Genomic DNA, 12,325 nt, shown 5'->3' on the forward strand with positions numbered 1-12,325 from the left:
GCGGAGCCGCGCCGCCTGCGCACCGCAACGAGACGGTGCAACAGACGGCTGCGGTCGATCTTCCGAATCAGTCTATCAGCGTCGCTCGCGTTGCGCGAACCGGGGGTTTCCGCAGTCGCGCCGCGGGCACGGCGCGTGCTCGTGCCTCAGTTCTTCAGCTTGTAGCCGGTGCGGAACATCCACGCGACGATCGCGAGCAGGATCGCGAGGAACAGCGAGGTCGCCGCGAGACTGATCCCCACGTGCACGTCGGCGAGCCCGTAGAACGACCACCGGAAGCCGCTGATCAGGTAGACGATCGGGTTGAACAGCGTGACGATGCGCCATGCGGGCGGCAGCATGTCGACCGAATAGAAGCTGCCGCCGAGGAACGTGAGCGGCGTGATGATCAGGAGCGGCACGAGCTGCAGCTTCTCGAAGCTGTCGGCCCAGATGCCGATCACGAAGCCGAACAGGCTGAAGGTGATCGACGTCAGCACGAGGAACAGCACCATCCAGAACGGATGCAGGATATGCAGCGGCACGAAGAGGCCGGCGGTGGCGAGGATGATCAAGCCGAGCAGCAGCGACTTCGACGCCGCGGCGCCCACGTATGCGATCACGATCTCCCAGTACGACACGGGCGCCGACAATATCTCGTAGATGGTGCCCGTGAAGCGCGGGAAGTAGATGCCGAACGATGCGTTCGAGATGCTCTGCGACAGCAGCGACAGCATCACGAGGCCCGGCACGATGAACGACCCGTAGCCGATGCCGTTCACGTCGCTGATGCGCGAGCCGATCGCCGAGCCGAATACGACGAAGTACAGCGACGTCGAGATCACCGGCGCGATGATGCTCTGCATCAGCGTGCGCCGCGTGCGGGCCATTTCGGCGCGGTAGATCGCGCGGATGCCATGCAAATTCCAGTTCGCCATGTGGGTTACGCCCCTTGTGCGCCGTTGCGGCGGTTGTCGATCAGGCTGACGAAAATGTCCTCGAGCGAGCTCTGCGTCGTATGCAGGTCGCGAAAGCCGATGCCGGCGGTGCCGAGCGCGTTGATCAGCTTCGCGATGCTCGCATCGTCGCGCTGCGAATCGTAGGTATAGACGAGCGCGGCGCCGTCTTCCGAACGCTCCAGCCCGAAGGCGGCCAGTTCGGCCGGCACGGTCGCGAGCGGATGCTCGAGCTGCACGGTCAGTTGCTTCTTGCCGAGCTTGTGCATCAGCTCTCGCTTCTCTTCCACGAGCACGAGCTCGCCGCCGAGGATGATGCCGATGCGGTCGGCCATCTCTTCCGCTTCCTCGATGTAGTGAGTGGTCAGCAGGATCGTCACGCCGCTTTCGCGCAGTGTGTCGACCAGCTTCCACATGTCGCGGCGCAGCTCGACGTCGACGCCGGCCGTCGGCTCGTCGAGGAACAGGATGCGCGGCTCGTGCGACAGCGCCTTCGCGATCATCACGCGGCGCTTCATGCCGCCCGACAGCGTCATCAGCTTGTTGTCGCGCTTGTCCCACAGCGACAGCGCCTTCAGCGTCTTCTCGATGTACGCGGGATCGGGCGCCTTGCCGAACAGGCCGCGGCTGAACGACACCGTGGCCCAGACGGTTTCGAACGCATCGGTCGTCAGCTCCTGCGGCACGAGGCCGATCATTTCGCGGGCCGCGCGATAGTGATCGCGGATGTCGTGGCCGCCGACCGTCACGCGGCCTTCGGTCGGCGTGACGATGCCGCAGATCGAGCCGATCAGCGTGGTCTTGCCCGCGCCGTTCGGCCCGAGCAGCGCGAAGATCTCGCCGGGGCGGATGTCGAGGGTCACGTGCTTCAGCGCCTGGAAGCCGGACGCGTAAGTCTTGGAGAGGTCGGAGACGGAAAGGATCGGTTGCATGCTCACGGATGGCACGGCCGGTCGGTCCGACGCTGCGCGCCGCGCGTGCCCGGCGCCGCCGCTGCGAAGCGGCCGGCTGCGGGTGCGGCATGGCGAACGGGCGTCATGTCGAACGGCGTTGTGGTGCGGGATCGCAGGACCGCCATATTAGCAATCGGAAGATGGAAATGCATTTCGATGAGAACGGCATGCGATGAGCGTGCGGGATTTGCATGAAAGCCATGTCGGTTATTCAATAAAGCGGCGCTTTATTTGAAACGGGCGAACAATGCGGCGCGTTTTCGGCCGAGCGGGCGGTCGCGCTTTGCGCATGGCAACGGGACCGGCGGTCAGGCCGACTGTGCTGCCGGAAGGCCGCCGTGCCGTACCGGGACGGCGCACGCCGCGCTCGCGATAATGCGTTCCTCTCACGTTTGCGGAGCGGTGCGCATGTCTTTGATCGATTTCAAGTCCGTCGCGGCCGCGCAGGCCGTTGCATGGCAATCCACGATCGTCGGCGAAGTCGGGCCGGCCCGGATCAAGGTGCTGCGCATGGACGCGCAGCCTTACGAAGCGGAAGTGCACGACTACAACGAGGGGCTGCTGGTGCTCGACGGTCGGCTGATGCTCGAGGTTGAAGGGCAGACGGTCGTGGTCGAGGCCGGACAGATGTATCTCGCGGTGGCCGGCACGCGTCACGCGGTGCTGCCCGGCAGTCACGGCACGCTCGCGATCATCGACGTGTGAGGTTGCGCCGCGGCACGCGTGCGAACCGGCGAACGCTTGCCCGCTGGGCTTTGCGCGGTGTGCCCGGCATCATTCAAACGGTTGTTATACCGCCCGGGTATTTGTCTGAGCAAAGAAATTGAAGGCTGTTTGAAAAACTGTCAAACACCGTGCATGCGCTAGGATTGCGCGGTTCGGCACGTTTGGAACTCTGCATCCATTTACTTGTGGGTATCGTCCGATCATAGTCTCGACACACGACGCATCACGATAACGAATCAAGCGTACGTATGGAGACCAAAAACATGAGACGCCTATCCGAGGGGCCATCCGCACGGCCGTTTCCCTGCTGCTCGCCGGATGCAGGCGCGACGCGAGTCGCGCGCCTGCGTCATCGCATCGCGTTGTCGCTGTAGCGACGCGCCACATTCCGTTTCGATTGCTCCGCCGGCGCCGTGCCGAATGACGGTGCCGTCGGGTCGCGCTTGCCTTGCCGCGGCGGTCCTGATCGCATTGGCCTGACCGGCCACGCGGCGCGCATGGCGCGCACCGTCATGCGCCGCGTGCCGTCGTGGCGGCGCGATACCAGCGATACCAACCGGCGGGCCACGCAGCCCGTCCGGACGAGACCTGTCGTATCTGAAAAGGAGGGGTTGATGCTTTGCATTCCTGAAGGGCGGAAGGCGATCCTGTCATGCGCCGTGCTGGCGCTGCCGTTCGTCGCCGGTTGCGGCGGCGGCGACGATCCGGGCCCGATCAACGTGCCGCAGTGCTCCGGCAGCGCCTGCGGCCCGAGCGGCGCCGAAACGACGCCGCCCGTGGTAACGAAGCTCTGTCCGGATTCGCTGGACTACACGACGACCTATACGGGCGGCGCGGGCAGCGGCGAATACGTGAAGGTGAAGTTCGACACGGCGAAGCTCACCTACCAGATGCAGTTCATCGCATCGTCGGTGCCGACGTCGGCGGGGCAGGTCAACAACACGCGCGCGGGCCTGACGATCAGCGGCGCGTTCCATCATCCGACCAATCTGCCGACCGCCGAGCAGAACCGCTGCGCATTCGTGCTCGACAGCGGCGCGACGAGCGACGGCGCGTATGCGGTGACGATCAAGCGCACCGATCCGCCGATGCTGTTCGTCGGGAACGGGGTGGTCGGCGGCGGCATTCCGGGCGCGACGATCCAGTTCGACGGCATTCCGATCGCGCCGGGTATCAATATCGGCACCGTGCCGTCGCGCACGTTCGATTTCTATCCGTTCATCGGCTTTACCGACACCGAGACCGATTTCGCGAAGGTGGCCGGCGTGTACAACGAAGTCGGCATTCATCTGTCGCCGACCGGCAGCGGTTATCAGACCGCCACCCCGCAGGGCTGGCAGCCGGATGTCGTGAACTGGAACCAGACGCTCAACGCGGACGGCACGTGCACGATCACGCCGGGCAGCGACTACTCGTGCCAGACGACCGGCACGCCGTGGACGCTGCGCAAGAACGTGGACGGCAGTGCCGACAACGTGTTCGTCAGCGGCGCGAATCCGGGCATGCCGTATCCGTCGGCCGGGCAGGAGCAGCCGCTCGTGCTGCTGGCGCCGACCCAGGCGCATGGCGTGATGATCGTCGGCAAGCTGAACGGCGTGCTGGTGCCGGTCGTGATTCGCGTCGGCTATTCGCACGCCGATGCCACCAACCTGCTGGCGTCCGTCGCCGACGCGGAAGTCGGCATCTCGATGCTGTCGCCCGCGCAACCCGTTGCGACCAATGTGCTGAAGGGCGGCTTCATCGGTGCGACGAGCGCGTCCGCGTGCGGGGTGGTGACGTCCAACGGTGTGTCCGGCGCACCGGCGACCTCGGGGCCGAGCTTCAGCGGCACCACGGCGCATCCTGACCTGCCCGGCACGTTCAACGGCACGTTCTTCCTGCCCGAGGCCGGAAACTGCACGGACGGTACCGCCGTATCGACGATCGCCGCGAATTACACGTCCACGCTGTTCCAGGGCGCGACCGCTGCGTTCATCGACCCGCAGACGTCGTCGGTTACGTCGCAATTCGCGCTCGACTACACGCAGGCCACGCCCGGCAAGATCAAGGTCACGGCGTCGCAGGACTTCAACGCGAAGGGGGCGAACGGCAATGTGGCGATCTTCAGCAAGGGCGACACGGGCTGGCTCGTGACGGCCGGGAACATCTACGCGATGGTCGTCAACAACAACAAGGTCAACCCGTTCTTCACGGTCGGCGCGTTCGTCCAGTAACGGCGTACTGAACACGGAACACCGGCGGCGAGCGCGTCGCCGCCGGTGAATCGAAATTCTAGAGGATTCCTATGAATGTGAAGCATTGGATGGCCGCGGCGTCGCTTGCGCCCGTGCTGGTCGCATGCGGCGGCGACGGCGACCCGCCGCCCGCGCCGGTGGTCCGGCTGTGTCCGCAGACGATCGACTACAACACGGTGTTCATCGGCGGATCAGGTTCCGGCGAACTGGTGAAGGTGCAGCTCGACACGACGAAGATGACGTACCGGATCACCTATCTCGCATCGCCGGTGCCGACCACCGCCGGCACCGTGCAGCCGACGCGCGACACGGCCCTGGCCAACGTGGTCGACGGCACGCTGGCCGATGAAACCGGCTTGCCGACCGTGAAGCTGAACCAGTGCACGTTCCGGATGCAGAACGCGAGCCTCGACCCGAGTCGGCCGGCGCGGCTGTTCCTCGGCGAAGGCGTGCTGGGCGGTGCGATTCCCGGCGCGACGATCCAGTTCGACGGCGTGATCGGCGTCGGCAGGATTCCGAAGACGACGTTCCCGTACTACCCGTTCATCAGCTTCTCGTCGCTCGAAACCGATCTGTCGAAGATCGCCGGCAGCTACAACCAGCTTGGCTACCACCAGGTGCCGTCGCAGAGCTTCCAGCCGGTGGCGCTCGACCAGCAGGTGACGATCAACGCGGACGGCAGCTATGTCGAGACCGACAACTTCGGCAAGAAGAACGGCGGCCAGCCGCTCGCGTCGACCGCGACCGTGAACCAGCCGTTCACGTTGCGCGCCGATGCGCCGGCGTTCCAGTCGCTCAACTACCAGCCGCAGGTTGCGCCGACGCTCGCCGCGCTCGATCCGGCGAAGGCCGGCAAGGGAATCCTGATCGTCGGCAAGCTGCGCAACCAGCTCGTGCCGATCTTCATCCGCACCGGTGCCGCGAACGCGGACCTCACGCAGGGCCCGCCGAGCGCGGACGACGAATCGGGCATTTCGTTCCTGAGCCCGCGGACGGCCATCACGCAGGGCTCGCAGAACGGCGAGTACACGGGCGTCGACAGCGCGTTCAACTACCGCGCGACCGCGCTCATCGGCGCGCAGGCGACGCTGCTCGATCCGTTCAACGCGTCGCAGGCCGCGCTCACGCGTGCGCTGAATCTCGACTACACGCAGAAGGTGCCGGGCGTCGTGACGACCGTGCATGCGGATGCGGCGCAGGGGCCCGCGACCGGCAAGTTCGTGTTCACCGGCGGCGTGTTCGGGTTTCTCGACATGGCCGATGCGAGCAATCCGTATTTCACGGTCGGTGCGTTCGTGCAGTGAGCACGCGTGGATGGAGACACGGCGGTGCCGCGCGCGGGTGCGCGGTGCCGCCCGGACAGAATGACGGGGAGACTTCATGAAGAAGCTGATTGTCGCGGGGGTCGTCGCAGGCGCGTCGACGCTCGCATCGGCCCAGCAGGCGGGCGACAACGTCGCGACGCTGGGCTGGCTGCACATCATGCCGCAGGATTCGACCAACGGACTGACGACGAATCTCGCGGGCATGCCGATCAACGGGCCGCTGCGGCTGCCCGGTTCGTTCACGTCGCCGGGCACGAGCCTGACGGTCAACAACGCCGATACGGTGGGCCTCACGCTCACGCACTTCTTCACCGACCATATCGCGGTCACGTCGGTGCTCGGCATTCCACCGGAATTCACGCTGACCGGGCACGGGGTGATCCGGCCGCCGGGTCCGTCCGGCGCGCTCGGCTCGGTCGACATGGACAAGACATCGAACCAGCCGGCCGTGAAGAACGCGCGGCAATGGAGCCCGACGATCATTCTGCAGTACTACTTCAATGCACCGACCGCGAAGTTCCGGCCGTTCATCGGGATCGGCGTGGCCTACAGCTGGTTCAGCAACATCGAACTGAACGGCAACTTCGCGAAGGACATCAACGAGAACCTCGGCAGCGTGCTCGCGGCCGGCGCCGGCAAGCCGGGGCCGACGTCGGTGGAGGGCAAGGCGTCGTCGTCGTTCACGCCGGTCTACAACGTCGGCGCGAGCTACGCGATCGACAAGCACTGGGGGCTGACGGCGACGCTCACGTACATGCCGCTGAAGACCTACTCGTCGCTCGTGATCAAGGCCGCCGACGGTTCGACGCTCGCGACCACGCGCACGCGGCTGAAGGCCGATCCGCTGATCACGTTCGTCGGGATTTCCTACAAGTTCTGAGCCGTCCGGCGCGCAACGCGCGTGCCGGCGGCTTCCTGCGACCGAACGGCCGGGCAGCACTCCGGTCGGGGTGTCGCGTTCCTGGCGGCATGCCGCCATTTGTGAAGAGAGGGGGCAGTTCAAATGAGCATTCGCAAAATCGTATCGCTTGTTGCTGCAGTGGCATTCACCGCGGTGTCGGCCGCGCCTGCTTTCGCCGTGACCGTTTCGCGTGCCGATGGCCAGGCCATGAACCCGAACGGCGAACCGTTCTCCGCGTCGGGGATCACCACGCTCAGCAAGGGGGCAGTCAACGCGAGCTGCAACGCGACGTTCAACGGCACGATCACGTCGACGGGCATCGTCAACATCACGTCGACGACGTTCGCGGGCGGCGCGACGTGTGGCCTGATCAGCGGCAGCGCGACGAGTGCGGCGCCGTGGACGGGCCAGGCCGACAGCACGACGCAGTTGTCGATCAACAACGTGAAGGTGAACGTCACGCTGCTCGGCGCCTGCGGTCCGAGCAAGGTCGTGACGACGTGGAGCGATCCGAACTCGTCGCTGACGTTCAACAATTCGGTGCTGACGCCGGACTGTACGGTCAGCGGTACGGTCGCGACGTCGCCGAAATTCCACGTGCAGTAAGCGTCGCGCGATCGAAACCGGGCGCCCGCCAGTCACGAGGGCCGTGCAAGGATGCGCGGCCGGCGTTCCGGTGTCGCGATGCGTTGGCGGCGTCACGCCTATCGGCGTGACGTCCGGCTGGCCGCTTGCGTCGCGATCCGATGCGGGCGGCCGTCAAGGGGGACGGTGCGGCACACTGTCCCGCCTGCTTCAGCCCACACATAACAACCACTCCGGACCACCCATGCTCACCGACCCAGCGAAGTATGGCGATGCCCGCGGTGCGACGCCTGACCGGCTGCGCACGGCCGCGTGGCTGCAGTATCTGATCGAACACTTGAACGAAGCGGCGTGCGGGGCGGCGGCCGACGGCGGCGTGACGACCGTTCTGCCGTCGCGCGCGGTCGGCGTTCGAGCGGGCGCCGCCGTCAACCTGTCGTGCGACGCGCTCGCCGTCCTGCACGAACTCGCGCCGTGGATCGTGGCGGACGGCGGCGCGTGCGCGTGCGATGCGAGCGATTCGCACGACGCCTGCGTGCATGTGCCCGATGCGCAGCAGCTTCTGCACGCGGAGCGCTGCTGCCCGGGATCGCGCGCGGTGTTCGACGCCGCGTACGGCTTCGTCGATGCGTGGGCGTTCGACGACACCGACGACGGCTGGGCCGCGCTGGAACGAATTGCCGGCGGTGTCGAATCGAGCCGCGGCGATGACGCCGACACCGACGCGCGCGAAGGGCGAGCGCTACCCGGCAACGACGAAGCGCCGCGTGCAAAGAATCTGAGAGAACGACGCGCGGCTATCGCAGCAGCCTGCGTCGACCCGACAGCGCGGCCCGGCGCGATCATCGACGCAATCGTGCTGCGCCTGTGCGGCCCGCGCGACGCCGCCGCGCGCATCGACGAGATGGCCGCGCTGGCGATGTTCTGCGCGGAGCTGGCGGCCGGCAAAGGGGTGTCGTTCGCTGCGTACGGCGGCCGGCACAATCTCGTTGCGCGCGCGATTCGCGAACGTCGTGCCGATCTCGCGTCGGTGGACGGCCTGCTCGCGGCGACGGCCGTGTGCAGGCTCGACCGGCTCGTCGGTGCGGGCAGTTTCTGGGCCTATTACCTGCTGGCAGGCATCGTGATCGCGGCGCCGGACGTGGTGCGCGAATTCGCGCGTCGCTTTCAAGGCGACGCGTGGCGGATGTGGCTCGATGAAGCGCTCGCGTGGCCGGCGGTCGGTCGCTTCGGACGCAACGAGGATGTCGCGTTCGACCGCTTGAGCGGCGCGATGAGCCTGACGTCGAGAGCGAATCCGATCGTGCGCGCGAAGCGCGTGCGGCCGAGGGCGGCGCCGATCACGCGTTTCAGCACGGGCGGCGACAGCGTCCGGTGAAATGAAAAACGGCTCGCGGCGAAAACGCCGCGAGCCGTGCAGGTGGCTGGCTGCTACCGCGCCCGGAGCAGGGCGCTGGCGCGGTTACACCGTCTCCGGCTGCCGCACCGCTTTCGCGACGTTCCGCGCCATCGCGCCGTTCGCGACGAAGTAGGGCACGTCGACACGCGCGAGCGGCGTGCGGCCACGGATCTTGTCCGCGATCTTCTCCGCGATCATGATCGTCGGCGCGTTCAGGTTGCCGGTCGTGATGATCGGCATGATCGACGCATCGACCACCCGCAGCCCTTCCAGCCCGTGCACGCGGCCCTCTTCGTCGACCACGGCCATGTCGTCATAGCCCATCTTGCACGAGCACGACGGATGGAACGCGGTTTCCGCGCGGGCCCGCACGAATGCGTCGAGTTCCTTGTCGCTCTTGCAGTCGGCGCCCGGGTTCAACTCACGGCCGCGATAGCGGTCGAGCGCGGGCTGCCGCATGATCTCGCGCGTCGCACGGATCGCATCGCGGAACTCGCGCCAGTCGAGCGCTTCGGCCATGTAGTTGAACAGGATGCTCGGATGCTCGTTCGGATCGCGCGAGCGCAGCTTCACGCGGCCGCGGCTGGGCGAACGCATCGACCCGACGTGCGCCTGGAAGCCGTGCATCTCGATCGCGTTCGAGCCGTTGTAGTTGATCGCAACGGGCAGGAAGTGATACTGGATGTTCGGCCACGGATCGTCGTCGCGCGTGCGGATGAAGCCGCCCGCCTCGAAGTGGTTGGTCGCGCCGAGGCCGGTGCCGTTCAGCATCCATTCGAGGCCGATCTTCGGCTGGTTCCACCACTTGAGCGCCGGATACAGCGATACCGGTTCCTTGCACTCGTACTGGATGTACATCTCCAGGTGATCCTGCAGGTTCTGGCCGACGCCGGGCAGGTCGAGCACGACCGGAATGTCGAGTTCCTTCAGCCACGCTCCGGGGCCGACGCCCGAGCGCTGGAGCAGTTGCGGCGATGCGATCGCGCCGCTGCACACGAGCACTTCACGCCGCGCATGCGCGGTCGCGCGCTCGCTGCCGCGCAGGTACGTGACGCCCGATGCACGCTTGCCGTCGAACAGGATGCGGTCGGCGAGCGCGTGCGTGACGATCTCGAGGTTCGGCCGCACCTTCGCCTGGTCGAGGTAGCCGCGCGCGGTGCTCGCGCGGCGGCCCTTCGGCGTGACGGTGCGATCCATCGGGCCGAAGCCCTCCTGCTGATAGCCGTTCAGGTCGTCGGTGCGCGGATAGCCGGCCTGCACGCCCGCATCGACCATCGCCTCGAACAACGGGTTCACGCCCGGCTTGCTGGTCGTGACCGACACCGGGCCGTCGCCGCCGTGATAGTCGTTCGGGCCGACGTCGCGCGTTTCGGCCTTCTTGAAGTACGGCAGGCAGTCGAGATACGTCCAGTTCTCGAGCCCCTTGTGCGTCGACCAGTTGTCATAGTCGAGCGCGTTGCCGCGGATGTAGCACATCCCGTTGATCAGCGACGAGCCGCCGAGCCCCTTGCCGCGGCCGCATTCCATCCGGCGGTTGTCCATGTGCGGCTCGGGGTCGGTCTCGTAGGCCCAGTTGTAGCGACGGCCCTGCAGCGGATAGGCGAGCGCCGCCGGCATCTGCGTACGGAAGTCGAAGCGGTAGTCGGGGCCGCCCGCTTCGAGCAGCAGCACCGTGACATTCGGATCTTCCGTCAGGCGCGTCGCGAGCACGTTGCCCGCGGAACCGGCGCCGCAGATGATGTAATCGTATTCGCGTGTCGTCATGACGGGGTATCTCCTCTCGTTCTCAAAACACCGGGTTGTAGCGGCCGAGCTCGACCTGTACCGACTTGATTCGAGTGTAGTGTTCGAGCGTCGTGATGCCGTTCTCGCGTCCGACACCGGATTGCTTGTATCCGCCAACCGGCATCTCGGCCGGCGATTCGCCCCACGTGTTGATCCAGCAGATGCCGGCTTCGAGGCGATGGATCGTACGGTGCGCGCGCGACAGATTCTCGGTCACGACGCCGGCCGCGAGGCCGTAGTGCGTGTCGTTCGCGCGGGCGATCACTTCGTCCTCCGATTCGAAATCGAGGATGCTCATCACCGGCCCGAAGATTTCTTCGCGGACGATCTTCATGTCGTCGCGGCAGTCGCCGAACACGGTCGGCGCGACGTACTGGCCCTGGCCAAAGTGACCGTCGGTCAGGCGCGTGCCGCCCGCCAGCAGCTTCGCGCCCTCGGTCTTGCCGCTCTCGATGAAGCCGAGCACCTTGTCGAGCTGCGCGGCCGACACGAGCGGGCCGAAATTGGTGTCGGCATCGGTCGGCTTGCCGACGCGGATGCGCTTCACGCGTTCGAGCACCTTCTGCGTGAACGCGTCCTTGACCGACCGGTGCACGAACACGCGCGTGCCGTTCGTGCAGACCTGGCCCGAGCTGAAGAAGTTGGCGGTCACCGCGATGTCGGCCGCGCGGTCGAGGTCGGCATCGTCGAACACGATCAGCGGCGACTTGCCGCCAAGCTCCATCGTCACCTCCTTCAGCGACGATGCGCCGGCGAGCGACATCACCTTCTTGCCGGTTTCGACGCCACCGGTGAACGACACTTTCGCGATGTCCGGGTGGCCGGTGAGCAGCGCGCCGACCGAGCCGTCGCCCTGCACGACGTTGAACACGCCGGCCGGCACGCCGGCTTCCGTATAGATCTCCGCGAGCTTCAGCGCGGTGAGCGGCGTGACTTCGCTCGGCTTGAACACCATCGCGTTGCCGGCCGCGAGCGCGGGCGCCGTCTTCCAGCACGCGATCTGGATCGGGTAGTTCCACGCGCCGATGCCCGCGCACACGCCGAGCGGCTCGCGGCGCGTGTAGACGAACGACTCGGCGCGCAGCGGCACCTGCAGCCCTTCGATCGCGGTCGCGAGACCCGCGTAGTACTCGATCACGTCCGCTCCGGTGACGATGTCGACCGCGAGCGTTTCGCCGATCGGCTTGCCGGTGTCGCGCGTCTCGATCGCCGCGAGTTCGTCGTTGCGTTCGCGCAGCAGGTCGACGGCGCGGCGCAGGATGCGCGAGCGCTGCATCGTGGTCATTGCCGCCCATTCGCGCTGGCCTTCCCGCGCCGATGCGATCGCGCGGTCGACGTCGGCCGCGCTCGCCTGCTGCACCTGCGCGAGCAGTTCGCCGGTGGCGGGATCGAAGGTGTCGAAAGTCTTGCCGCTGGTGGCGTCGACGTAACCGCCGCCGATGTAGAGGCGCTGCAAACCGTATACGGACATGAGGATCTCCT

General features: G+C 66.5%; 10 protein-coding genes. 6 read left to right on the forward strand and 4 right to left on the reverse strand.

The features are described 5' to 3' along the window. Window positions 1-146 precede the first annotated feature (146 nt). Window positions 147-917, reverse strand: coding sequence for an ABC transporter permease (locus C7H84_RS00215; protein ID WP_121856849.1), 771 nt, complete (start codon window positions 915-917; stop codon window positions 147-149). Between the two features lie 5 nt (window positions 918-922). Then, entirely contained in the window at window positions 923-1,867 is a 945-nt protein-coding gene (locus tag C7H84_RS00220; RefSeq protein ID WP_121856850.1) for an ABC transporter ATP-binding protein, read from the reverse strand. A gap of 429 nt (window positions 1,868-2,296) precedes the next feature. Between C7H84_RS00220 and C7H84_RS00230 the strand changes: the two genes are divergently transcribed. The 6 genes from C7H84_RS00230 to C7H84_RS00255 all read left to right on the forward strand — a co-directional run bounded on the left by C7H84_RS00230 (window position 2,297) and on the right by C7H84_RS00255 (window position 9,037). Beyond that, window positions 2,297-2,593, forward strand: a complete 297-nt coding sequence (locus tag C7H84_RS00230) for a cupin domain-containing protein (RefSeq protein WP_121856851.1) — start codon at window positions 2,297-2,299, stop codon at window positions 2,591-2,593. 635 nt (window positions 2,594-3,228) lie between these two features. Continuing rightward, window positions 3,229-4,827: a DUF2957 domain-containing protein gene (locus C7H84_RS00235; protein ID WP_121856852.1), complete on the forward strand. Its 1,599-nt coding sequence runs from the start codon at window positions 3,229-3,231 to the stop codon at window positions 4,825-4,827. A 71-nt stretch (window positions 4,828-4,898) separates the two neighbouring features. Then, a complete protein-coding gene (locus C7H84_RS00240) occupies window positions 4,899-6,152 on the forward strand; it encodes a DUF2957 domain-containing protein (protein WP_121856853.1) in 1,254 nt (417 codons plus the stop codon). Window positions 6,153-6,228: 76 nt separating this feature from the next. Then, window positions 6,229-7,053, forward strand: a complete 825-nt coding sequence (locus tag C7H84_RS00245) for an OmpW family outer membrane protein (RefSeq protein ID WP_121856854.1) — start codon at window positions 6,229-6,231, stop codon at window positions 7,051-7,053. 123 nt (window positions 7,054-7,176) lie between these two features. After that, window positions 7,177-7,680, forward strand: coding sequence for an activator protein (locus C7H84_RS00250; RefSeq protein WP_121856855.1), 504 nt, complete (start codon window positions 7,177-7,179; stop codon window positions 7,678-7,680). 223 nt (window positions 7,681-7,903) lie between these two features. Further along, window positions 7,904-9,037, forward strand: a complete 1,134-nt coding sequence (locus C7H84_RS00255) for a hypothetical protein (protein ID WP_121856856.1) — start codon at window positions 7,904-7,906, stop codon at window positions 9,035-9,037. A gap of 84 nt (window positions 9,038-9,121) precedes the next feature. Here C7H84_RS00255 and betA read toward each other — a convergent pair whose 3' ends face one another. Both betA and betB read right to left on the reverse strand, forming a co-directional pair. Next, on the reverse strand, window positions 9,122-10,822 hold the full coding sequence (gene betA, locus C7H84_RS00260) for a choline dehydrogenase (RefSeq protein WP_121856857.1): 1,701 nt from the start codon (window positions 10,820-10,822) through the stop codon (window positions 9,122-9,124). A gap of 22 nt (window positions 10,823-10,844) precedes the next feature. Further along, a complete protein-coding gene (gene betB / locus C7H84_RS00265) occupies window positions 10,845-12,314 on the reverse strand; it encodes a betaine-aldehyde dehydrogenase (protein WP_121856858.1) in 1,470 nt (489 codons plus the stop codon). Between the last annotated feature and the right edge of the window lie 11 nt (window positions 12,315-12,325).

The sequence above is a fragment of the Burkholderia sp. Nafp2/4-1b genome (assembly GCF_003635165.1).
GTDB lineage: Bacteria > Pseudomonadota > Gammaproteobacteria > Burkholderiales > Burkholderiaceae > Burkholderia.

Excerpts from the sequence above, each read along its gene's own strand:
- C7H84_RS00245 (WP_121856854.1), top strand. The coding sequence starts at position 6,229 with ATGAAGAAGCTGATTGTCGCGGGGGTCGTCGCAGGCGCGTCGACGCTC.
- betA (WP_121856857.1), bottom strand. The coding sequence starts at position 10,822 with ATGACGACACGCGAATACGATTACATCATCTGCGGCGCCGGTTCCGCG.
- C7H84_RS00255 (WP_121856856.1), top strand. The coding sequence starts at position 7,904 with ATGCTCACCGACCCAGCGAAGTATGGCGATGCCCGCGGTGCGACGCCT.
- C7H84_RS00250 (WP_121856855.1), top strand. The coding sequence starts at position 7,177 with ATGAGCATTCGCAAAATCGTATCGCTTGTTGCTGCAGTGGCATTCACC.
- C7H84_RS00235 (WP_121856852.1), top strand. The coding sequence starts at position 3,229 with ATGCTTTGCATTCCTGAAGGGCGGAAGGCGATCCTGTCATGCGCCGTG.
- betB (WP_121856858.1), bottom strand. The coding sequence starts at position 12,314 with ATGTCCGTATACGGTTTGCAGCGCCTCTACATCGGCGGCGGTTACGTC.
- C7H84_RS00230 (WP_121856851.1), top strand. The coding sequence starts at position 2,297 with ATGTCTTTGATCGATTTCAAGTCCGTCGCGGCCGCGCAGGCCGTTGCA.
- C7H84_RS00220 (WP_121856850.1), bottom strand. The coding sequence starts at position 1,867 with ATGCAACCGATCCTTTCCGTCTCCGACCTCTCCAAGACTTACGCGTCC.
- C7H84_RS00240 (WP_121856853.1), top strand. The coding sequence starts at position 4,899 with ATGAATGTGAAGCATTGGATGGCCGCGGCGTCGCTTGCGCCCGTGCTG.
- C7H84_RS00215 (WP_121856849.1), bottom strand. The coding sequence starts at position 917 with ATGGCGAACTGGAATTTGCATGGCATCCGCGCGATCTACCGCGCCGAA.